General features: G+C 61.5%; 17 protein-coding genes. 13 read left to right on the forward strand and 4 right to left on the reverse strand.

All coding sequences use genetic code 11. The features are described from left to right. Positions 1-41 precede the first annotated feature (41 nt). The 6 genes from kdpB (at position 42) to CO660_RS24130 (ending at position 8362) form a co-directional block, all read left to right on the forward strand. The gene (gene kdpB, locus CO660_RS24105) at positions 42-2099 is read left to right on the forward strand and encodes a potassium-transporting ATPase subunit KdpB (protein WP_097600834.1); all 2058 of its coding nucleotides are present in this window, start codon (positions 42-44) and stop codon (positions 2097-2099) included. Between the two features lie 21 nt (positions 2100-2120). Beyond that, the gene (kdpC, locus tag CO660_RS24110) at positions 2121-2690 is read left to right on the forward strand and encodes a potassium-transporting ATPase subunit KdpC (protein WP_097600835.1); all 570 of its coding nucleotides are present in this window, start codon (positions 2121-2123) and stop codon (positions 2688-2690) included. Between the two features lie 316 nt (positions 2691-3006). Continuing rightward, positions 3007-5715 (forward strand): sensor histidine kinase KdpD, encoded by a 2709-nt coding sequence (locus CO660_RS24115; protein WP_097600836.1) that lies wholly within the window; start codon positions 3007-3009, stop codon positions 5713-5715. After that, the gene (locus tag CO660_RS24120) at positions 5712-6404 is read left to right on the forward strand and encodes a response regulator transcription factor (RefSeq protein ID WP_097600837.1); all 693 of its coding nucleotides are present in this window, start codon (positions 5712-5714) and stop codon (positions 6402-6404) included. Before CO660_RS24115 ends, CO660_RS24120 begins: the two co-directional genes overlap by 4 nt. Positions 6405-6457: 53 nt before the next feature. Beyond that, the gene (locus CO660_RS24125) at positions 6458-6913 is read left to right on the forward strand and encodes a PTS sugar transporter subunit IIA (protein WP_097600838.1); all 456 of its coding nucleotides are present in this window, start codon (positions 6458-6460) and stop codon (positions 6911-6913) included. Between the two features lie 78 nt (positions 6914-6991). Continuing rightward, positions 6992-8362 carry an IS1182 family transposase gene (locus tag CO660_RS24130; protein ID WP_097600839.1) on the forward strand — a complete coding sequence of 457 codons (1371 nt, stop codon included), beginning with the start codon at positions 6992-6994 and terminating at the stop codon, positions 8360-8362. 151 nt (positions 8363-8513) lie between these two features. Here CO660_RS24130 and CO660_RS24135 read toward each other — a convergent pair whose 3' ends face one another. Then, entirely contained in the window at positions 8514-9530 is a 1017-nt protein-coding gene (locus tag CO660_RS24135) for a porin (RefSeq protein ID WP_097600840.1), read from the reverse strand. Positions 9531-9874: 344 nt separating this feature from the next. Here CO660_RS24135 and CO660_RS24140 point away from each other — a divergent pair, with 344 nt between their 5' ends. The 5 genes from CO660_RS24140 (at position 9875) to CO660_RS24160 (ending at position 14730) form a co-directional block, all read left to right on the forward strand. After that, positions 9875-10900, forward strand: a complete 1026-nt coding sequence (locus CO660_RS24140; RefSeq protein ID WP_097600841.1) for a sulfate ABC transporter substrate-binding protein — start codon at positions 9875-9877, stop codon at positions 10898-10900. An 8-nt stretch (positions 10901-10908) separates the two neighbouring features. Beyond that, on the forward strand, positions 10909-11766 hold the full coding sequence (gene cysT / locus CO660_RS24145) for a sulfate ABC transporter permease subunit CysT (protein WP_011428112.1): 858 nt from the start codon (positions 10909-10911) through the stop codon (positions 11764-11766). Continuing rightward, positions 11756-12628, forward strand: coding sequence for a sulfate ABC transporter permease subunit CysW (gene cysW, locus CO660_RS24150; RefSeq protein WP_097600842.1), 873 nt, complete (start codon positions 11756-11758; stop codon positions 12626-12628). The genes cysT and cysW overlap by 11 nt, the downstream gene beginning before the upstream one ends. A 10-nt stretch (positions 12629-12638) precedes the next feature. After that, positions 12639-13679: a sulfate/molybdate ABC transporter ATP-binding protein gene (locus CO660_RS24155; RefSeq protein WP_097600843.1), complete on the forward strand. Its 1041-nt coding sequence runs from the start codon at positions 12639-12641 to the stop codon at positions 13677-13679. 232 nt (positions 13680-13911) lie between these two features. Then, positions 13912-14730 (forward strand): cell wall hydrolase, encoded by an 819-nt coding sequence (locus CO660_RS24160; protein ID WP_097600844.1) that lies wholly within the window; start codon positions 13912-13914, stop codon positions 14728-14730. 29 nt (positions 14731-14759) lie between these two features. On the opposite strand, the gene pepT is transcribed toward CO660_RS24160, so the two are convergent. Beyond that, positions 14760-15992 (reverse strand): peptidase T, encoded by a 1233-nt coding sequence (gene pepT, locus CO660_RS24165; RefSeq protein ID WP_097600896.1) that lies wholly within the window; start codon positions 15990-15992, stop codon positions 14760-14762. Between the two features lie 303 nt (positions 15993-16295). On the opposite strand from pepT, the gene CO660_RS24170 reads away from it, so the two are divergent. Further along, on the forward strand, positions 16296-16610 hold the full coding sequence (locus tag CO660_RS24170; protein WP_085781055.1) for a DUF982 domain-containing protein: 315 nt from the start codon (positions 16296-16298) through the stop codon (positions 16608-16610). Positions 16611-16861: 251 nt separating this feature from the next. Then, positions 16862-19507 carry a DNA ligase D gene (ligD, locus tag CO660_RS24175; protein ID WP_097600845.1) on the forward strand — a complete coding sequence of 882 codons (2646 nt, stop codon included), beginning with the start codon at positions 16862-16864 and terminating at the stop codon, positions 19505-19507. Between the two features lie 65 nt (positions 19508-19572). Here ligD (CO660_RS24175) and ligD (CO660_RS24180) read toward each other — a convergent pair whose 3' ends face one another. Both ligD (CO660_RS24180) and CO660_RS24185 read right to left on the reverse strand, forming a co-directional pair. Continuing rightward, entirely contained in the window at positions 19573-20631 is a 1059-nt protein-coding gene (gene ligD / locus CO660_RS24180; protein ID WP_097600846.1) for a non-homologous end-joining DNA ligase, read from the reverse strand. Between the two features lie 3 nt (positions 20632-20634). Further along, positions 20635-21453 carry a Ku protein gene (locus tag CO660_RS24185; protein ID WP_097600847.1) on the reverse strand — a complete coding sequence of 273 codons (819 nt, stop codon included), beginning with the start codon at positions 21451-21453 and terminating at the stop codon, positions 20635-20637. Between the last annotated feature and the right edge of the window lie 2 nt (positions 21454-21455).

Raw genomic sequence — 21455 nt, forward strand, 5'->3', positions numbered from 1 at the left:
CAGGTTTCCTCGTCGTCCTCGTTTCAAAGCTGGAGTCTCTTATGAGCCAGGCAAAATCCGCGAGCATCATCGATTCTCGCATCCTTATTCCGGCCGTCGGCGCCGCCTTCAAGAAGCTCGACCCACGCGCCCTTGCCAGAAATCCCGTCATGTTTGTCGTGGCCACTGTTTCAGTGCTGACCACCGTGCTCTTCCTGCGCGATCTCATGGCGGGTAACGGCAATCTCGGTTTCTCGTTCCAGATCAATCTCTGGCTCTGGTTCACCGTGCTCTTTGCCAATTTCGCCGAGGCCGTCGCCGAAGGCCGTGGCAAGGCGCAGGCAGATTCGCTGCGCAAGGCGCGCACCGAAACCCAGGCCAAGCTGCTGACAGCCAACGGCGGCGATTACCGCATGGTGCCGGGCACCAGCCTCAAGGTCGGCGATATCGTGCTCGTCGAGGCCGGCGACATCATTCCCTCGGACGGCGAAGTCATCGAAGGTGTCGCCTCCGTCAACGAAGCGGCGATCACAGGTGAATCCGCTCCTGTCATCCGCGAATCCGGCGGCGACCGTTCGGCGGTGACAGGCGGCACGCAGGTGCTCTCCGACTGGATCCGCGTGCGCATCACCGCGGCGGCCGGCTCCACCTTCCTCGACCGGATGATCTCGCTGGTCGAGGGCGCGCAGCGCCAGAAGACGCCGAACGAGATCGCGCTCAACATCCTGCTCGCCGGCATGACGCTGATCTTCGTGCTGGCGACGGCGACGATCCCGAGCTTTGCCATCTATGCCGGCGGCTCGATCCCGATCATCGTGCTCGTCGCCCTCTTCGTCACCCTGATCCCGACGACGATCGGTGCGCTCCTGTCGGCGATCGGCATCGCCGGCATGGACCGGCTCGTCCGCTTCAACGTGCTTGCGATGTCCGGCCGTGCCGTCGAAGCGGCCGGCGACGTCGACACGCTGCTGCTCGATAAAACCGGCACGATCACGCTCGGCAATCGCCAGGCGACGGCCTTCCACCCGGTGCGCGGCGTTTCCGAGCAGGAGCTCGCTGATGCCGCGCAACTCGCCTCGCTTGCCGACGAAACGCCGGAAGGCCGTTCGATCGTCGTGCTCGCCAAGGAGAAATATGCGATCCGCGGCCGCGACATGGCGAGTCTCAAGGCCAGCTTCGTGCCTTTCACCGCCCAGACCCGCATGAGCGGCGTCGATCTCGAAGGCGCTTCGATCCGCAAAGGCGCGGTCGATACGGTGCTCGCCTATGTCAAAGGCGACGCCCCCTCGAAGAATGGCAACGAGCTGTTGCGCGAGCTGCAGTCGATATCGGACGAGGTCGCCAAGTCAGGCGGCACGCCGCTCGCCGTTGCTCGCGACGGCAGGTTGCTCGGGATCATCCAGCTGAAGGACATCGTCAAGGGCGGCATCCGCGAACGCTTCACCGAGCTTCGCCGCATGGGCATCCGCACCGTCATGATAACAGGCGACAATCCGCTGACAGCAGCGGCCATCGCCGCCGAAGCCGGCGTCGACGACTTCCTTGCCCAGGCAACACCCGAGATGAAGCTGGCGCTGATGCGCGAGGAACAGGCCAAGGGCAAGCTCGTTGCCATGTGCGGCGACGGAACCAACGATGCCCCGGCGCTGGCCCAGGCCGACGTCGGCGTTGCCATGAACACCGGCACCGTCGCCGCCCGCGAGGCCGGCAACATGGTCGATCTCGACTCGGACCCGACGAAGCTCATCGAGATCGTCGAAATCGGCAAGCAACTGTTGATGACACGCGGCGCGCTGACGACCTTCTCGATCGCCAACGACATCGCCAAGTATTTCGCCATCATCCCGGCGATGTTCCTGACCTTCTACCCGCAGCTCGGCATCCTCAACATCATGGGGCTTTCGACTCCGCAGAGCGCCATCCTTTCGGCGATCATCTTCAACGCGTTGATCATTATCGCGCTGATCCCGCTGTCGCTGAAGGGTGTGCGTTACCGTCCGATCGGCGCTGGCGCGCTTCTGTCACGCAACCTGCTGATCTACGGCCTCGGCGGCATTGTGGTTCCCTTCATCGGCATCAAGGCGATCGACATGGCCGTCGCGGCCCTCCGTCTCGCCTGACATCTCTAGGAGCTAAGAACAATGTTGAAAGAACTTCGCCCGGCCGTCGTTATGATCGTTGCCACTACAGCCATCACGGGCCTGCTTTATCCGCTCGCCATGACGGGAGCGGCCCAGGCGCTCTTCCCGACCCAGGCGAATGGCAGCCTGATCGAGAAGAACGGTCGGGTGATCGGCTCGAGGCTGATCGGCCAGGCGTTCACCAGCGACAAGTATTTCCACGGCCGTCCCTCGGCCGCCGGCGATGGCTACAATGCCGCCGCCTCCGGCGGCTCGAACCTCGGCCCGACCAGCCAGAAACTGATCGACCGCGTAAAGGGCGACTACGAAACAGCCAAGGCGGCAAACCCAAACGCCAAGGTGCCGGCCGACCTCGTCACCGCGTCCGGCAGCGGGCTCGATTCTGATATTTCGCCGGAGGCCGCCTACTTCCAGGTGGCGCGCGTCGCCAAGGCACGCAACATCGACGAGGCGAAGATCAAGGCGTTGGTCGACGGCGCCGTCCGGGACCGCGAACTCGGATTTTTGGGAGAACCTACCGTCAATGTTCTGGCGTTGAACCAGAGCCTTGATGCTTCTATGACTGAGTGAGTTTGGCAGGTTAGATGCTGTGGTTTGGCGACAAGGCCAACCCCACTCTCCGCCATCCTCGGGCTTGACTCACTGATGTCCGGTTGGCGGTAACGGCTGCCCCTCACCCTAACACTCCCCCCGTTCTGACGGGGAGAGGGGACGTGCCAAGCGAGAGCTAGGCGAGGGACGGAGAGGTCGCGGCGCGTCCCCTTCGCCCCGTTTACGGGGAGAAGGTGGCGGCAGCCGGATGAGGGGCTAATCTCGCGCGTAAACATCGGGAATGCCATCCGCCAGCTGAACCTCGATTGCAGCCATTCGCAGAAAGACAACACGCATGCCAGACGACAACCGCGACCAGGCCGGCAGGCCCTCGCCCGATGCGCTTCTCGAAAAAGCCCGGGCGGAGATGCGCGGCCGTCTGAAGATCTTTCTGGGCGCCGCCCCAGGTGTCGGCAAGACCTATGAAATGCTGGTCTCCGGCCGTGCCAAACTCGCCGACGGCCTCGACGTCGTCATTGGCGTCGTCGAGACCCACGGCCGCAAGGAGACCGAGGCGCTGCTTGCCGGTTTCGAAATCATCCCCCGCGTCAAAATCGACTATAAGGGCCGTCCGCTCGAGGAAATGGACCTCGACGGCATCCTCGCCCGCAGGCCCGATCTCGTTCTGGTCGACGAACTCGCCCATACCAATGCCGAAGGCAGCCGCCATCCGAAGCGCTACCTCGACGTCAAGGAATTGCTCGGCCGCGGCATCGACGTCTACACGACGCTCAACATCCAGCATGTCGAAAGCCTGAACGACGTCGTCTCGCAGATCACCCGCATCCGTGTGCGCGAGACGGTGCCGGATTCGATCATCGACCTGGCCGACGACGTCGAGATCATCGATCTGACGCCGGACGATCTGATCAAGCGTCTGCATGACGGCAAGGTCTATGTGCCCCGCACCGCCGAGCGGGCATTGGCAAACTATTTCACCCCGGGCAACCTGACGGCGCTGAGAGAACTTGCGCTACGCAAAACCGCCCAGCGCGTCGACGATCAGTTGCTCACCCATATGCAGGCTCACGCGATCTCCGGCCCTTGGGCGGCGGGCGAACGTGTCCTCGTCTCGATTGACCATCACCCGCGCTCCGCCTCGCTGGTGCGATATGCAGCTCGTATGGCCTCGCGCCTGCGCGCGCCCTGGGCCGCCGTCTATGTCGAGACCAGCCGTTCGGTCAATCTGACCGAAGCCGAGCGCGACACTGTTGCCGCAACGCTGCGTCTTGCCGAACAGCTCGGCGGCGAGGCGATCACGATTCCGGGCCGCGAGGTCGCCGAAGAGCTCGTCCGTCACGCCACAGCAAACAATGTCACCCACATCGTCATCGGCGCCCCCAAGATGGCGACATGGCGCGACTGGTGGAGCCGTTCAATCACCGACGAACTGATCCGCAAGACCGGCGAGATCAGCGTCCATGTCATTTCCGGCAATGAGAAGGACGGCACCACCGCGCGCGGCATCCGGGCGGCGGCCACGGCCCCTGAATTCGATTTCAGAGCCTATCTGCTGGCGACCGTCTATGTTGTCATCGCGCTTGGCGTCAGCATCGTGCTCGATCAGGTGCTCGACGTGCGTAACCTTGCCCTCGTGTTCCTGATGGCGGTGCTGACCTCTGCCGTGCTGCATGGGTTACGGCCGGCGCTCTACAGCTGCATTCTCGGCGCGCTGTCCTTCAACTTCTTCTTCCTGCCGCCGCGCTATACGCTGACGATCAGCGATCCGGAAAGCGTGCTGGCCCTGTTCTTCTTCCTCGGCGTCGCCATCATCGCCAGCAATCTGACCGCGACCGTGCAGCGGCAGGCGGCCGCCGCCAGGCAGCGGGCCCGCACGACGGAAGATCTCTATCTTTTCTCAAAGAAGCTCGCCGGCACCGGTACGCTCGACGACGTGCTCTGGGCGACCGCCTTCCAGCTCGCCTCCATGCTGAAGGTCCGTGTCGTGCTGCTCTTGCCGGAAGAGGGCACCATCGCCGTCAAGGCCGGTTATCCGCCCGACGACACGCTCGACGATGCCGATATCGCCGCCGCCCGCTGGGCCTGGGAGCACAATCACGCCGCCGGCCGCGGCGCCGATACCCTGCCCGGCGCCAAGCGGCTCTATGTGCCGCTGAGGACCGGGCGCACCGCCGTCGGCGTCATCGGCCTCGACAGCGACCGCCGCGACGGGCCGCTGCTGACGCCGGAGCAGCAGCGGCTGCTCGATGCGCTGGCCGATCAGGCGGCTCTTGCGATCGAACGCGTCCAGCTCGTCGCCGATGTCGACCGGGCAAAGCTTGCGGCCGAAGCCGACAGGCTGCGTTCGGCCCTGCTCACCTCGATTTCGCATGATCTGAAAACGCCGCTTGCGGCTATCCTCGGCGCCGCCGGCACGCTGCGCGACTATTTTGCCTCCATGCCGGAGGAGGACCGCGCCGATCTGCTTTCCACCGTCGTCGACGAATCCGAGCGCCTCAATCGTTTCATCGCCAACCTGCTCGACATGACCAAGATCGAATCCGGTGCGATGGAGCCGAATTTTGCGCTGCATTATGCCGGCGATATCGTCGGCAGCGCGCTGCGCCGCGCCGCAAAGATCCTCGAGCGCCACAAGACCGAGACGAGCATTCCCGCCGACCTGCCGATGGTACGCGTCGATCCTGTCCTGTTCGAGCAGGTGATCTTCAACCTCCTCGACAATGCCGCGAAATATGCGCCCGAGGGATCGGTGGTCCATATTGAGGGCTGGGCCGATGCCGAAAATGTCGTGCTGCAGGTCTCGGACGAAGGCCCGGGCATTCCACCCGCCGACCTTACCCGCGTCTTCGACACCTTCTATCGCGTGCGCAAGGGTGACCAGGTGCGCGCCGGCACCGGCCTCGGCCTTTCCATCTGCCGCGGTTTCGTCGAGGCGATGGGCGGCACGATCACCGCCGCCAACCGAAAGGGCCGCCCGGGCGCCGTCTTCACCATCCGCCTGCCGAAACCCAACGACATACCGAAACTGGATGAACTCAGATGACCGGTTCAGCCGTCAAGATCCTCGTCGTCGACGACGAGCCTCCAATCCGCAAGCTTCTTCGCGTCGGCCTGACCGCGCAGGGCTACGAGGTGCAGGAGGCGCCGAATGCGGCAATCGCCCGCCAATCGGTTGCCGACGGCAGGCCCGACCTCATCCTGCTCGATCTCGGCCTGCCCGACACGCCTGGCCATGACCTCTTGCAGGAGTGGCGCGACGAAGGCCTGTCCCTACCCGTCGTCATCCTCTCCAGCCGCACCGACGAGGCCGGCATCGTCAAGGCGCTGGAAAGCGGCGCCGACGATTATGTCACCAAGCCCTTCGGCATCAACGAACTTGGCGCCCGCATCCGCGTGGCGCTGCGCCATCGCTTGCAGCAGCAGGGCGAAAAGGCGATCTTCCAGACCGGCGGGCTGTCGGTCGACCTCGTCAAACGCATCGTCAAGGTCGACGGCGAGGAAATGAAATTGTCGCCTAAGGAATATGACATCTTGCGCGTGCTCGCCCAGCATGCCGGCAAGGTGCTGACACACCAGTTTCTTTTGAAGCAGGTATGGGGGCCGGCGGCTGACGTGCAATATCTGCGCGTCTATATCAGGCAGCTCAGGCAAAAGATCGAGCAGAGCCCCGACCAGCCACACTATATCACCACCGAAACCGGCGTCGGCTATCGGCTCAGGGAACCGGACTGACATCTCCTCCCTCCCGATGCCGACCACATCGAGCCGCCCACATCGAGAATCACATGAACCTTCCCAACATCACCCGGCCGGAGCACACTTTGATCGGTGTCTCGGCACCGACGAAATGGCGCGCGCTGCAGATCATCGCCGATAAGGCGGCGAAGGCCTTCTCCGTCGACGGCCAGACCATCCTGAAGGCGCTCGAAGCGCGTGAGAGGCTCGGCTCTACGGGGATCGGCAATGGCATTGCCATCCCGCATGCCGCCATAGACGGCATGACGAGCCCTCGCGGCCTTCTCATTCGTTTCGCGCAGCCGCTGGATTTCGAGGCGATCGACGATATCCCGACCGATATCGCCTTCGTGCTCGTCTTCGGGGCGAACAATCGCGCCGAATATCTGAATGTGCTCTCGGCCATCGCCCGGCGGCTGCAATCGGACGGCGTGCTTGCCGCCATGCGCAAGGCAAGGACGGCGGACGAATTCTATTCCGATTTCATCGCTGATTCCCGGAAATAAAAAGGCGCGGCCCGAAGGCCGCGCTCAGACTGCTGACAAACCGCTGGCTTGGTGCAGGGGTTTGTGATTCATTGGGACATGTTGAAGAAACCTGCTGCTGAACAGACGGCGCTCGAGATGGTGACACTCGATCAGCTGGTTCCGAAGGATCACCTGCTTCGCAAGATTGATGCGGTGATCGACTTTTCATTCATCCATGATCGTGTTGCCGGGCTTTACTGCCCCGACAACGGCCGTCCTCCACTTGATCCGACGCTGATGTTCAAGGCGCTGTTCATCGGCTACCTCTATGGGGTGCGCTCGGAGCGCCAGCTGGTGCGAGAGATCGAGGTCAACGTTGCCTATCGCTGGTTCTTGCGACTGAAGCTGACGGATGGGGTGTTTGACGCATCGACGCTGTCGCAGAACCGGCGGAGGCGATTCAATGACACGAGTGTGGCCCAGGATATCTTCGATCATATTGTCGAGCAGGCGATCGCCCACAAACTTGTGGACGGGACGGTGCTTTATACCGACTCGACCCATCTGAAGGCCAATGCCAACAAGGGCAAATATGATCTTGCGATGATTGCCAAGTCGCGGGCCGACTATTGGGCCGATCTCGACCGGGCGATCGAGGCGGAGCGGATGCTGCACGGGCAAAAACCACTGAAGGACAGGGAGCGCGAGCCGCAGGTCAAGGAGACCAAGGTCAGCCGCACCGATCCCGACAGCGGCTATATGGTGCGCGACGGCAAACCGAAGGGCTTCTTCTATCTCGATCATCGCACGGTGGACGGCAAGCTTGCCATCATCACCGATACCCATGTGACGCCGGCCAACGTGCATGACTCGATCGTCTATCTTTCCCGGCTGGACCGGCAGCGCGCCCGCTTCGGCCTCGAGGTCGGCGCCGTCGGCCTAGATGCCGGTTATGCCACAGCAGGCATAGCCAAGGGCCTGGAGGACCGGCACGTCCTCGGTGTTACCGGCTATCGCAATCCGACCCCGCCCAAAGACGGCATGATGCGCAAGTCGAAGTTCGCCTACGAGCCTGACACGGATGGCTATCGTTGCCCCGAGGGCCAATTGCTTGCCTATGCCACCACCGATCGGAACGGCTACAAGCATTACACATCCGATCCCGCCATCTGCCGCACCTGTCCGCTGCTGGCCTCATGCACATCGAACACCAAAGCCATCCGCACCATCACCCGCCATGTCTGGACTGAAGCCCGTGAACGCACTGATGCCCATCGCCTAACACCTTGGGGCAAGGCCATCTACAAGCGCCGCAAAGAGACGGTCGAACGCTCCTTCGCCGACGCCAAGCAGCTTCACGGTCACCGCTATGCCCGCTTCCGAAGTCTCACCCGCGTAGCCTGCCAATGCCTGCTTGCCGCCGCCGCCCAAGACATCAAGAAGATCGCCATGGCGCTCACCAAAGCACCCAAACCAGCCATGACATGAAGGCAAAAGACCGCCAACTTCGCCTGCTTCACAACCAAACTCGAAACAACCAAACCTCCAAAAACAAAACCCGCCGAAAATATCGACGGGTTTGTCAGCAGTCTGAGGCGCGGCCCGAAGGCCGCGCCCGCTCGTCTGAAATCAAACCGACTTAGAAATCGCGCTGGAAGCGCAGGAAGCCGAAGACTTCGTCGTCGCCTTCGTCCTCATCGTGGTACTGCACGCTGAGCTTCGTCCTGAGGTCGTCGACGATGCGGTAGTCAATCGTCACCCCGGTCGTGTAGGCGCTGCCGCCAGTGAAGCCGTTACCGTCAGCCTCGAGGGCGATGTTTTCGAAGTACTGGAACCCCGGGGTTACTGTCCACTTGTCGTTGACCTTCAAGGCGTATTCTGCTGCGATCGTCCATTCGGACTCTTCGTAGTAGTAGTTGGCGCCGCTTGCCCAGACGCCGGCGATGCCGAGCGTGCCCGGACCGATGTCGGCGTAGACGATGCCGCGGACGGCGACTTCGCTGGTGTCGGTGTCATAACCGGCAAGCAGGTAAGCGCTGATGGCGCCGGCCTTGTAGGAAACCTGGCCTGCGACACCGAAGTTGTTCGGGCCTTCGCCCGGCTTGGTGGCATAGTCTTCTTCCAGCTCGTCGACCGAGAGACCGGCGGCGAAAGCGCCATTCTCGTACTGATAACGGATCGAGTTGTGGGTCGTCTCGTTGCTGGCGAGCGTATCGGTCTCGCCGCTCATGTCGTCGTCCCACCAGCTATAGAGCTTACCGACGCGGAAACCGGCGATATCGATGTAGCCCTCGTCCAGCAGCGCTTCCTGATCGGAGGCGTTGTCGGCATTGTAACGCAGCGTCAGGACGCCGGTCAGCGTGCCGTACTCGGTGTCGTTCTTGGCCTGGAAGGTGACCTGACCGCGAGTCCAGAAGTTTACGTCGGAATCGCCGGCAATGTTGTCACCGAAGCGCACTTCGGTACGGATGTAACCGCCGATCGAAAGGCATGTTTCCGTTCCCGGAATATAAAAATAGCCGGTACCGTAAGCGTCGCAAACGCGAACATATTCCACGGGCTCGGGTTCCGCCGCCACGATGGCGTCGGCTGCGCGTGCTCCGGAGGCCGCGGCAAGGGCGGCAACGGAGGCAAAAAGGATAGTTCTGATATTCATTTTGAATGGCCCTAACAGGTTTGAATTGTGAGGCGCATTTCAAGGGATGCCCCCACGTAGCGGCCGGTGAACACGACCGCACGGAGGCCCATATAGGAATCCGCAAGCGTCATCGCGGCAAAACCATCGCAAAAATCGGTTTCACCATGGCGCTTTCGTGGAAGAACTGTGGCTAAAAAAACACGGTCTGCCCCAATTGGCCGCGGCCAACTTCGGCACGCTCATTTCCAAATCAGCCCCGAAATGGAATGACATTCTAAGGCCAAGCCCGGAACCGGAAGAACCTTTGTTTCATTATACGACTGACTTGATAGAGTTAAGACATAACAGGAGAGGGTTCCTCAATGCAGACACAACGGTTCACCCGGCTCATCGCAGCCGCGGTCATGGCAGGCAGCTTTGCGATCGGGGGCATCGCTCCGGCATTCGCCGATCAAACGCTTCTCAACGTTTCCTATGATCCGACTCGCGAATTGTATAAGGATTTCAACGCCGCCTTTGCCGCCAAGTGGCAGAAGGATACGGGTGAAACCGTGACGATCCAGGCCTCGCATGGCGGCTCCGGCGCTCAGGCCCGCTCGGTCATCGACGGTCTCGACGCAGACGTGGTCACCCTGGCCCTCGAAGGCGATATCGACGCCATCGCCAAGAAGACCGGCAAGATCCCGGCCGACTGGAAGACCAAGTTGCCCAACAATTCGACGCCCTATACGTCGACCGTCGTCTTCCTCGTCCGCAAGGGCAACCCGAAGGGCATCAAGGACTGGGGCGACCTGGTCAAGGATGACGTGCAGGTCATCACCCCCAACCCCAAGACCTCGGGCGGCGCACGGTGGAACTTCCTGGCAGCCTGGGCATGGGCCAAGCAGGCAAATGGCGGTGACGATGCCAAAGCGCAGGAATATGTGACGAAACTGCTGCAGCATGTTCCTGTTCTCGACACCGGCGCCCGCGGTGCCACGACCACCTTCGTCCAGCGCGGCCTCGGCGACGTGCTGCTCGCCTGGGAAAACGAAGCTTATCTTTCGCTCGAAGAACTCGGTCCTGACCAGTTCGAGATCGTGACGCCAAGCTTCTCTATCCGCGCCGACCCGCCAGTCGCCGTCGTCGACGGCAATGTCGACAAGAAGGGCACGCGCAAGGTCGCCGAAGCCTATCTCAACTACCTCTATTCGGATGAAGGCCAGAAGATCGCCGCAAAGCACTACTACCGGCCGATCAAGCCTGAAGCCGCCGATCCGGCCGATATCGCCCGCTTCCCGAAGCTGCAGCTCGCCACCATCGACGACTTCGGCGGCTGGAAGGAAGCCCAGCCGAAATTTTTCGGCGATGGCGGGGTATTTGACCAAATCTACAAGCCGGCCCAATAATAGACTTCATGAAAGCACATAGCCCCACGCGGTGGCGGTTCAAGCGACCGAGCGTCATTCCGGGTTTCGGAATGGCGCTCGGTCTTACATTGACCTGGCTCACCCTTCTGATCCTCATCCCGCTCTCCGGCCTTGCCGTCCGGTCGAGCGCGCTCGGCTGGGAGAAATTCTGGTCGATCGCGTTCGATCCGCGCATATTGAACGCGCTACGCATCAGCTTCGGCAGCGCTTTCATCGCTGCGATCATCAACGCCGTCTTCGGCATCATCCTCGCCTGGGTGCTGGTGCGCTACCGTTTCCCCGGCAAGCGCGTCATCGACGCCATGGTCGACCTGCCCTTCGCGCTGCCGACGGCCGTCGCCGGCATTGCATTGGCGGCGCTCTACGCGCCGAACGGCTGGGTCGGCCAGTTGCTGACACCGCTCGGCATCAAGATTGCCTTTACCCCGGCCGGCATCGTCGTGGCGCTGATCTTCGTCGGCCTGCCCTTCGTGGTGCGCACCGTGCAGCCTGTCATGGAGGAAATCGACAAGGAGGTCGAAGAGGCCGCGGCAACGCTCGGCGCCAACCGCTTCCAGACGATTTTCCGCGTGCTGCTGCCGGGGCTGGCGCCGGCCGTGCTGACCGGGTTCGCGCTCGCCTTTGCCCGCGGCGTCGGCGAATACGGCTCGGTCATCTTCATCGCCGGCAACCTGCCGTTCAAATCGGAAATCGCGCCGCTGCTGATCGTCATCAAACTCGAAGAGTATAATTATGCGGCAGCGACCGGCATCGCGGCGATCATGCTGGTGATCTCGTTCGCCTTGTTGCTCGTCATCAATCTCATCCAGAGCTGGAGCAGGCGGAGGTACGGCTATGGCGCTTGATGCGACCGTTCAACCGACGAAACTGCGTTCGGTGACCACCGAACACAGAATGGCGCGATACACGCTGATCGCCGTTTCGCTGCTTTTCCTGCTGCTAATCCTGCTGTTGCCGCTCGCCGCCGTGTTCGTCGAGGCTTTTCGCAAAGGTGCCGGCCCCTTCATCGAGGCGCTTGGCGATGCAGAGACCTTCTCGGCGATCCGCCTGACGCTCGTCGTCGCCGGCATCAGCGTACCGCTGAACCTCGCCTTCGGGGTCGCCGCCGCCTGGGCGATCGCCAAGTTCGAGTTCAAGGGCAAGGCATTCCTCACGACGCTGATCGACCTGCCCTTCTCGGTTTCACCCGTGATTTCGGGCCTGGTCTTCGTGCTCTTGTTCGGCGCCAACACGTGGCTCGGCCATTGGCTCAGCGCAAACGACATCAAGATCCTCTTCGCAGTGCCGGGGCTGATCCTGGCGACGATGTTCGTCACCTTCCCGTTCGTCGCCCGCGAGCTGATCCCGCTGATGCAGGAGCAGGGAACGGCCGACGAGGAGGCAGCCCTGTCGCTCGGCGCCAGCGGCTGGCAGACCTTCTGGCACGTGACGCTGCCGAACATCAAATGGGGCCTGCTCTATGGCGTGCTGCTTTGCAATGCCCGCGCCATGGGCGAATTCGGCGCGGTCTCTGTCGTCTCCGGCCACATCCGCGGCCAGACGAACACCATGCCGCTGCAGGTCGAAATTCTTTATAACGAATATAATTTCACCGGCGCTTTTGCCGTCGCCACGCTTTTGGCCTTGCTCGCGCTCGTGACTCTTGTTTTGAAGACGCTGCTGGAAATGCGCTACAGCGCTGAAATCTCCGCCAGCCGGCGGCACTGAAGGATCTGGAATGGAAGTACGCGTTCAAAACATCCGCAAGGAATTCGATCGTTTTCCGGCGCTCCACGATGTCTCGCTCGACATCCGCTCCGGCGAGCTGATCGCACTGCTCGGCCCTTCGGGCTCCGGCAAGACGACATTGCTGCGTCTGATTGCCGGCCTGGAAAGCCCGACCGAGGGACAGATCTTCTTCGGTGAAGAGGATGCCTCGAAAAAATCGGTGCAGCAGCGCAATATCGGCTTCGTCTTCCAGCATTACGCCCTCTTCCGCTACATGACGGTGCTCGACAACGTCTCCTTCGGCCTGAGGGTCAGAAAGGGTGCCCGGCGTCCCGCGAAGGCCGACATCCGCCGTCGGGCGCTGGAGCTGCTCGACCTCGTGCAGCTTTCCGGCCTCGAAAAACGCTATCCCGCCCAGCTTTCCGGCGGCCAGCGTCAGCGCGTGGCGCTCGCCCGCGCCATGGCCGTCGAGCCGAATGTGCTCTTGCTCGACGAACCCTTCGGGGCGCTCGATGCTCAGGTGCGCAAGGACCTGCGCAAATGGCTGCGCGAGATCCACGACCGTACCGGCCACACCACCGTCTTCGTCACCCACGACCAGGATGAGGCGCTGGAGCTTGCCGACCGCGTCGTCGTGATGAGCCAGGGTGCGATCGAGCAGGTCGGGACGCCCGACGAAGTCTATGATTATCCGAACTCGCCCTTCGTCTTCGGCTTCATCGGCCAATCCAACTGCCTGCAGGTCGAGATTTCGGGCGGCGATATTCTCTTCGAAGGTCGCTCGCTCGGCCTCAATGCCGATGGCGAGCCGGATGGACCGGCGCAGCTCTACTTCCGCCCGCATGATGTCAGGCTCTGCGAATCAGCCGAAAACTGCATTGGCGGCCAGCCGGTCTCCAGCCGCCGCGTCGCCGGTACGCGCCATATCGAACTCGATATCGGCAATGACCGGCCAAATATCGAAATCGAGCTGCCGCCGAGCGAGGCTGACCGGCTCGACCGTCACCGCGTGGCGTTCAAGCCGACCCGCTGGAAGCTGTTCCGCGGCTGATCTCGATTGCGCGCGTCTTTTCTGACGCGCTCACGGCGCCTTGCTTAATAATTCGTTAACCCTGCGCGTTTATCCAGCAGCTGGTCGCAGGCATCGGCCGGAATCGCCCTTGACGGGAGTCCATCCGGCCTTTTGTGATCTCAGGTTGTTTGTGTTTAAGTCATATGACGAGTAAAAGATTTTGCGCGTTAATCATAAAGGGCTGGACTAATCCCATAGGAGGCACCTGGCGTTGAGGGCGGAGATTTCCTTTGGAAAATCCCTGATCGGGATTTTATTCGTAGGACTGGCGGCTGCAAGCTGCACCACAACACCGAAGCCGGCGACGACGCCGGCAAAGACCAAACAGGCTCAAGCGGCGAAAGTCACTTTCAATTATACCGCCAAGGATCGCGACTGCCTGAAGCGCGCGATGTATTTCGAATCGCAGCATTCCGACGAAGATGGTTATCTGGCCGTCGGCACCGTCGTCATGAACAGGCTGACGTCAGGCGCCTACCCCCCATCGATCTGCGGCGTCGTCGCCCAGGAGAGGCAGTTTGCGCCCGGAGTCATGACGCGCGAAGTCAAGGCTCAGGCGGAACCGGAACTTGCCACCGCGGCCGATGCGATCCTCCTGAAGGGTGCGCGCCATCCGGCCGTGAAGGATGCAATGTTCTTCCACACCGACGGTCTGAAATTCCCCTACGACAACATGCATTATGTGACGGTCGCCGGCGGCAACGCCTTCTACGAGAAGCGCGATTCGAACGGCGTGCTGGAAACGCCGCCGCCGCTGCCGTCCTATGAGGTGGCGATGAATTATGTGCCCGGCGAAAGCATGCTGCCACCGCAATTCGAGGCGCTGATACCCTCGGCCGTTCCCGTTCCTCTGCCGGCGCCCGATCCGATGGCGACGGCGAGCACGGCGCCAATGCAGATAACGGCTCCGGTGACCCAACCGGAAACCGCGCCTGCGCCCGAGCCGGCGATGCGGATCGCGATCCCGACCCCCCGTCCCGCCTATGACAGCGTGATGCTGCGCGGCGGGATCCCGGTAAATGGCGGCTAAAACTGGATTTTCCTAGCGGGAGGAGCGCCTTAGGCGCGCTCTTCCCAGATCTTTGCAAGCTCCACGATCGTTGCGACCGCCTTTTCCATATCCTGGCGGCTCACCCATTCGAGCGGCGAGTGGAAGGCATGGCCGCCGGCAAAAATGTTCGGGCACGGCAGCCCCATGAAGGAGAGGCGGGAGCCGTCCGTGCCGCCGCGGATGCTGCCGCGCACCGGCGTCATGCCGGCACGACGCACCGCTTCAAGCGCGTTCTCGACAATCTCCGGATGGCGGTCGAGCACCGTCTTCATGTTGCGATATTGTTCCGTCACCTGGAAATGGTAGGTCGAGCCGGGATAGGCAGACATCACCTGCTTGACGATAGTTTCGAGCATCGCCTCCTTCTCAGCTAGCCCCTCCTCCGTGAAGTCGCGGATGATGAAGCTCAGCGACGCCTTTTCCATCGAGCCGGTCACGCCGACCGGGTGGATGAAGCCCTGCCGGCCTTCCGTCGTCTCCGGCGCCAAATCCTTCGGCAGCCGGTCGATGATGGCGCTGGCGATCTTGATAGCGTTCTCCATACGGTCCTTGGCGAAGCCCGGATGGATCGCCACGCCTGTTATGCCGATCTCGACGCCGTCGGCCGAGAAGGTTTCGTCCTCGATGTGACCCGCCGTCTCGCCGTCCATCGTATAGGCGAAGTCCGCTCCGAGTTTATCCAGGTCGACCTTGTTGACACCGCGTCCGACTTCCTCGTCGGGCGTGAACAGGATCTTGATCGTTCCGTGCCGGATATCGGGATTGTCGACCAGAATCCCGGCCGCGGTCATGATTTCCGCCAGTCCCGCCTTATCATCGGCGCCGAGTAATGTCGTTCCATCGGTCGTGACGATGTCGTTGCCGATCTGGTTTTTCAGCTCCGGATGCTCGGCGACACGGATCACCCGGCTCGAGTCGCCAATGAGCCGGATATCTCCGCCGGCATAATTCCTGACGATCTGCGGCTTGACATCCGTGCCGCTGAAATCGGGCGCCGTGTCCATATGCGAGCAGAAACAGATGACCGGCACCGCCTTGTCGCTATTGGCCGGAATGGTGGCATAGACATAGCCATGTTCATCGAGATGGGCATCGGAAAGCCCGATCTCCAGTAGTTCGTCGACCAGAATCTGGCCGAGATCCTTCTGCTTCTCGGTGGTCGGCTGCGTCGACGAGGAGGGATCGGATTGGGTGTCGATAACGACATAACGGAGGAAGCGGTCGAGAACAGTGTCGGTCATTTCAATCCAATCCAATGAGATCACCAGAGGATATAGCCCTTCCGGGCGAAGCGACAAAAGGATTTTCCGCTCGGCGCATGGTTCTATGACGACGGCCCCTACTGAGGAGCGGGGATGATCTGGCTCGCCCGGGCGCGTCCAGCCGAGGAGCTGTTGCAATCGTTCTCTCGCATCCAACAGCGGCAGGCGGAATTTGTCCTGTAGGCATACCCATTAATGGATTATCGCTGCGGTCTTGAACTACCGGCAGCCATTTCCAATATTTTTAAGGGATCAAGCTGGCATCGAAAGGAGGAGAAGAAAATGCCGCTGAACGATGTGCTCTGGACTCGTCCAGTGACGGTCCGGCTGCAGTGCGGCCTGGAACGAACTTTTACGGGCGTCTATGACGCCTTGGATTTCCTGGAAAACGAATGGCCGTTGGGCCACGGAGAGCGTCACAAGCGCGCGGTCAAGACCTGTCGGGGCGCTCTTAACCGGGTTATTGCCCCTTTGATTGCGCGGGAGGCTTTCATGGCCGCGTGCGTCGAAGCCGGCATGCCCGCGGTCGTGGCTCCCTGGCAGGTGCAGGCTACCAGCCGCCCGGTGCGACCCACGCGTGTCGCTGCTCTTGGCTAAGGGCCAGGCGTGCGCAGTTCACGTCGGGACCCTGACTTCAAGATACCTGTCGCGCGGCCCCGGGAGGAGCCGCGCCAGGTCAAAACCCAAGGCATCTCGATCTCCTTTGCTATCTGGGCTTTCGGAGCTGAAATTGTAGTTGTTTCCCCGTAGAACCGTCGCTGTCGTGCCTACTCAAACGGGGAACGCTGCCGCGGCTGGAACAACGATCACCAATATTTCGTTTGAGGACCGAATGCCCGGGAACAGCCATGGCCAGCGACAAGCTATCAAGCTATCGATCAAAACGCGACTTTCAGAAGACTGCTGAGCCCAGCGGCGAGCGGCCCCTCAAACGGAGCAACCGCCGCCGCTTTGTCATTCAGAAGCACGATGCGACACGTCTGCACTACGACCTGCGGCTTGAACTCGACGGCGTGTTCAAGAGCTGGGCTGTCACGAAAGGTCCCTCGCTCGATCCGCAAGACAAGCGGCTGGCCGTCGAGGTCGAGGACCATCCGCTCGATTATGGCGATTTCGAAGGGACGATTCCGAAAGGCCAGTATGGCGGCGGCACGGTCATGCTGTGGGATCGCGGCTATTGGGAGCCGGAGGGGCGGAAGAGCCCTGAGCAGGCGCTTGCCAAGGGCGATTTCAAGTTCACGCTCGAGGGCGAGCGCTTGCACGGCAGCTTCGTGCTTGTGCGCATGCGCAACGATCGCGACCGCAGCAAGCGTACCAACTGGCTGCTGATCAAGCATCACGACGAGTTCTCCGTGGAGGAAGACGGTGCTGCCATTCTGGAAGAGAACGTCACCTCGGTCGCCTCGGGCCGCAGCATGGAAATGATCGCGGCCGGCAAGGGGCGCAAGCCGAAACCCTTCATGGTGGAAGGCGGCAAGATCGAAGCTGACGCCGTCTGGGACAGCAATCACGGACTGGCCGCCGAGGAGCGGCAGGAGGCGAGAGGCGGAAAGCGCGCCAGCACCGCGACGGCGGTTGATCTTCCGGATTTCATCGCGCCGCAGCTTTGCGAGAAGCTGGAGCGGCCGCCTGGCGGCGACAGCTGGATCCACGAGATCAAGTTCGATGGCTACCGCATCCAGATGCGTGTGCTCGACGGCGAAGCCACGCTGAAAACCAGAAAAGGTCTCGACTGGACGGCCAAATACCCCGAAATCGCCGAGGCGGCGTCAGCGCTTCCAGACTGCATAATCGATGGTGAAATCTGCGCTCTCGATGAGCACGGCGCGCCTGACTTCGCCGCGCTTCAGGCGGCGCTGTCGGAAGGCAAGACCGGCAGCCTCGTCTACTTCGCCTTCGACCTCCTCTATGACGGCGGTGAGGATCTCCGCCTCAAGCCCATCATTGAACGAAAGACGCGACTGCAGGAGCTTCTCGCGGAGGCCGGCAACGACCCTCGCATCCGCTACGTCGAACATTTCACAGGCGGCGGCGACGCCGTGCTCAGGTCGGCATGCAAGCTATCGCTGGAAGGCATTGTGTCGAAAAAGGCAGATGCCCCCTATCAATCCGGTCGAACGGCAAGCTGGGCGAAGTCGAAATGCCGGGCGGGGCACGAGGTGGTCATCGGCGCCTATGCCAAGACCAACGGCAAGTTTCGTTCCCTTCTCGTCGGCGTTTTCGGCGACGATCACTTTGTCTATGTCGGCCGTGTCGGGACCGGCTACGGCGCCAAGAAGATCGAAACACTGCTGCCGAAACTGAAGGCGCTGGAGACGGCGAAGTCGCCGTTCACCGGTATCGGCGCGCCGAAGAAGCAGGCTGACGTCGTCTGGGTGAAGCCCGAGCTTGTCGCCGAGATCGAATTCGAGGGCTGGACCGCGGACGGTCTCGTCCGGCAGGCGGCCTTCAAGGGCTTGCGTGAAGATAAGCCGGCCAAAGAAGTCGAGGCGGAGCGACCGCTAAGATCCTCCAAGGCCGAGATTGCGGAACCGGCTCCCCGGGCCGAACCAAAATCGACGCGCCGCAGGGGTCAGAAGGCCGATGTCATGGGTGTGCTGATTTCAAGCCCGGACAAACCATTGTGGCCGGACGCCAATGATGGTGAGCCGGTAACCAAGGAAGACCTTGCCCGCTATTACGAGGCGGTCGGCGACTGGATGATCGAGCACCTCAAGGGCAGGCCCTGCTCCATCATCCGCGCGCCGGACGGAGTTGGTGGCGAGCAGTTCTTCCAGCGTCATGCGATGCCTGGACAATCCAAACTGCTCGAACTGGTCAAGGTATTCGGCGACAAGAAGCCATACCTCCAGATCGACCGCATCGAAGGGCTCGCCGCAGTCGCCCAGATCGCGGCGGTCGAGCTCCATCCGTGGAACTGTGAACCCGGGCAACCGGAAGTTCCTGGCCGCCTGGTATTCGATCTTGATCCCGGTCCCGATGTTCCCTTTTCCACGGTTGTTGCCGCTGCCCGCGAGATGCGCGACCGGCTGGAAGACCTCGGATTGATCAGCTTCTGCAAGACGACGGGCGGCAAGGGCTTGCATGTCGTGACCCCGCTTGCAGTCAACAAACGAAAACCGTTGTCATGGCCCGAGGCAAAGGCCTTCGCGCATGACGTCTGCCAGCAGATGGCCCGAAACAACCCCGATCTCTACCTTATCAAGATGACCAAGAGCCTGCGGGGCGGTCGCATTTTCCTCGATTACCTGCGCAATGATCGCATGGCGACGGCCGTGGCGCCGCTCTCCCCTCGAGCCCGCCCAGGGGCGACCGTGTCAATGCCTCTGACGTGGACGCAGGTGAAATCGGACCTCGATCCTAAAAGGTTTACGATTCGAACCGTGCCTGCTTTGCTATCGAAGTCATCCGCCTGGAAGGATTATTGCGATGGGCAGCGTCCCCTGGAGCAGGCGATCAAGAGGCTCGGCCGCACCGGCAAACATGCCGCCTGACAGGGGCGAGGATTGGGCACAGGTCGCAGTTGGCCCTTGCAAGATTTCGATCGCAGTGCCGGAGTTCATGGGATCGCGGGGGCATCAGTCATATCGAAGACCGCGGCGTTATCCTGGATCTCGCGGAGGCCCTTGTATGAGGGGTGTCGTAAGCTGCCCTCACGCGTCCAGCCGCGAAACTCGATTTCGGCGATGAGTGTCGGTTGAGAAAAGACGAGGCGCTTTCCTTTGAGCGGCACAACAGGTTTTTTTGTCTGGAGGCGGTTCAACGTCTTGCGCAGATACTCCGCCTCCATTCGGTTGAAGCCTGTGCCGACGGAGCCGACATAGATCCAGTCGTGACCCTTTCGACCCGCAAGCAAAAGACTACCGAGCCCACCGCGGTTGCTGACCGATTCCTCGTACCCGACGATCATGAAACTTTCGCTCTGAACGCATTTGATCTTCTGCCAGTCCCCGAGACGACCACTGCGGTAAGGGCTATCCCTGCGCTTTGCAATGATGCCTTCCAAACCCCGATGGCATGCGTGCTCAAGCAGTTCCTCGCCACCTAGATCCAGGTCTTGCGAGAACCGAATAGCGCCATCGTCGGTCTCAGGGATCAGATCTTCGAGAAGATGGCGGCGGACCGAGAGCTCGGTGCGCGTCAGGTCGTGACCGTCGAGATACAATAGATCGAAGGCGTAGAAGATGGATTCGGTCGAGATTCGTTTGCCGCCCCTTCCGCCGAGCGAGCGCTGCAACGCCCCAAAGTCGGAGCGACCCTCGTCATCAAGGACGACCGCTTCTCCGTCGAGAATGCAGGTCGATACACCGAGTTCTCTTGCCCCTGCGGCGATGTTAGGAAATCGGTGGGTCCAGTCATGTCCGCCACGGGTGAGAATGCGGATGCCCTTTGGCTCAATGTGGAGCGCCAATCGGTAGCCGTCCCACTTCACCTCATAAAGCCAATCCGGCCCTTGCGGCACCGTCTGCTTCAGCAAGGCCAGGCACGGCTCCACTCTCGACGGCATCGCATCGAACGGCAGGTTTGGCTGGTCGGGATCACGCCGACGGAGGGGTCGTGATTGTATGGAATTCGACTCGCGAAGAAGCGGAGCGGAGGGGCCGCGTGGTCTGGTCATCGCTCAATGCCTGTCGGGTCGGTTCTCGGCATCGACGGATTTGCGCAGGGCGTCCATGATGTTGATGACGTTGCTGGGCACCGGCTCCGCCTTCTCCTTGCCCTTGGATTTTGCTCTGACGGGCTTCTTCATTTGTCTCTTCTTGGCCTCGATGATGTCGAGCAGCCTATCCTGCACCGGGTCGGAGACCATCTTCGGGTTCCAGTGCTGCGTCTGCTTCTTGATGAGCTGCTGGACCAGCGGCATCATCTCACTGTCCGCCGGTTGATCGTCCACCCGCTCGAAATAGCTCTCCGCGTCGCGCACCTCGTCCCCGTAACGCAGGGTCCAAAGAACGATGCCTTTGCCGCGTGGCTCCAGCATCACGGCGCGCTCGCGGCGCGCAATCACCAGTCGCGAGATGCCGACCATGTCCTCGGCGGCCATCGCATCGCGGATCACCGAGAACGCCTCCTGGCCGACCGGATCGTCCGGTGAAAGATAGTAGGGCGTGTCGAGCCAGATCCATTCGACGCCGTTGCGCGGCGTAAAGACCTCGATATCGATCGTCTTGGTGCTTTCAAGCGCAACGTTCTCCAACTCCTCGTCTTCAAGCAAGACATATTCGTTCTCGCCACGCTGATAGGCTTTCACCTCGTCTTCATCTTTCACGTCCTTGCCGGTGACGGCATCAACATAGTGGCTAACGACGCGGTTTTGGGTGGCGCGATTGAGCGTGTGAAAACGCACTTTCTCATTTTCGGAAGTGGCCGGCATCATCTGCACCGGGCAGGTGACGAGCGACAGTTTGAGGTAGCCTTTCCAGTAAGGCCGGATCGCCATGG

The sequence above is a fragment of the Rhizobium sp. L9 genome, assembly GCF_002531885.1.
GTDB lineage: Bacteria > Pseudomonadota > Alphaproteobacteria > Rhizobiales > Rhizobiaceae > Rhizobium.

Bases quoted from the DNA above. Each gene is read 5' to 3' on its own strand.
- ligD (WP_097600846.1), bottom strand. From the start codon at position 20,631: ATGACCAGACCACGCGGCCCCTCCGCTCCGCTTCTTCGCGAGTCGAAT.
- CO660_RS24130 (WP_097600839.1), top strand. From the start codon at position 6,992: ATGTTGAAGAAACCTGCTGCTGAACAGACGGCGCTCGAGATGGTGACA.
- CO660_RS24140 (WP_097600841.1), top strand. From the start codon at position 9,875: ATGCAGACACAACGGTTCACCCGGCTCATCGCAGCCGCGGTCATGGCA.
- CO660_RS24135 (WP_097600840.1), bottom strand. From the start codon at position 9,530: ATGAATATCAGAACTATCCTTTTTGCCTCCGTTGCCGCCCTTGCCGCG.
- pepT (WP_097600896.1), bottom strand. From the start codon at position 15,992: ATGACCGACACTGTTCTCGACCGCTTCCTCCGTTATGTCGTTATCGAC.
- CO660_RS24170 (WP_085781055.1), top strand. From the start codon at position 16,296: ATGCCGCTGAACGATGTGCTCTGGACTCGTCCAGTGACGGTCCGGCTG.
- ligD (WP_097600845.1), top strand. From the start codon at position 16,862: ATGGCCAGCGACAAGCTATCAAGCTATCGATCAAAACGCGACTTTCAG.
- kdpB (WP_097600834.1), top strand. From the start codon at position 42: ATGAGCCAGGCAAAATCCGCGAGCATCATCGATTCTCGCATCCTTATT.
- cysT (WP_011428112.1), top strand. From the start codon at position 10,909: ATGAAAGCACATAGCCCCACGCGGTGGCGGTTCAAGCGACCGAGCGTC.
- CO660_RS24185 (WP_097600847.1), bottom strand. From the start codon at position 21,453: ATGGCGATCCGGCCTTACTGGAAAGGCTACCTCAAACTGTCGCTCGTC.
- CO660_RS24125 (WP_097600838.1), top strand. From the start codon at position 6,458: ATGAACCTTCCCAACATCACCCGGCCGGAGCACACTTTGATCGGTGTC.
- cysW (WP_097600842.1), top strand. From the start codon at position 11,756: ATGGCGCTTGATGCGACCGTTCAACCGACGAAACTGCGTTCGGTGACC.
- CO660_RS24120 (WP_097600837.1), top strand. From the start codon at position 5,712: ATGACCGGTTCAGCCGTCAAGATCCTCGTCGTCGACGACGAGCCTCCA.
- kdpC (WP_097600835.1), top strand. From the start codon at position 2,121: ATGTTGAAAGAACTTCGCCCGGCCGTCGTTATGATCGTTGCCACTACA.
- CO660_RS24155 (WP_097600843.1), top strand. From the start codon at position 12,639: ATGGAAGTACGCGTTCAAAACATCCGCAAGGAATTCGATCGTTTTCCG.
- CO660_RS24115 (WP_097600836.1), top strand. From the start codon at position 3,007: ATGCCAGACGACAACCGCGACCAGGCCGGCAGGCCCTCGCCCGATGCG.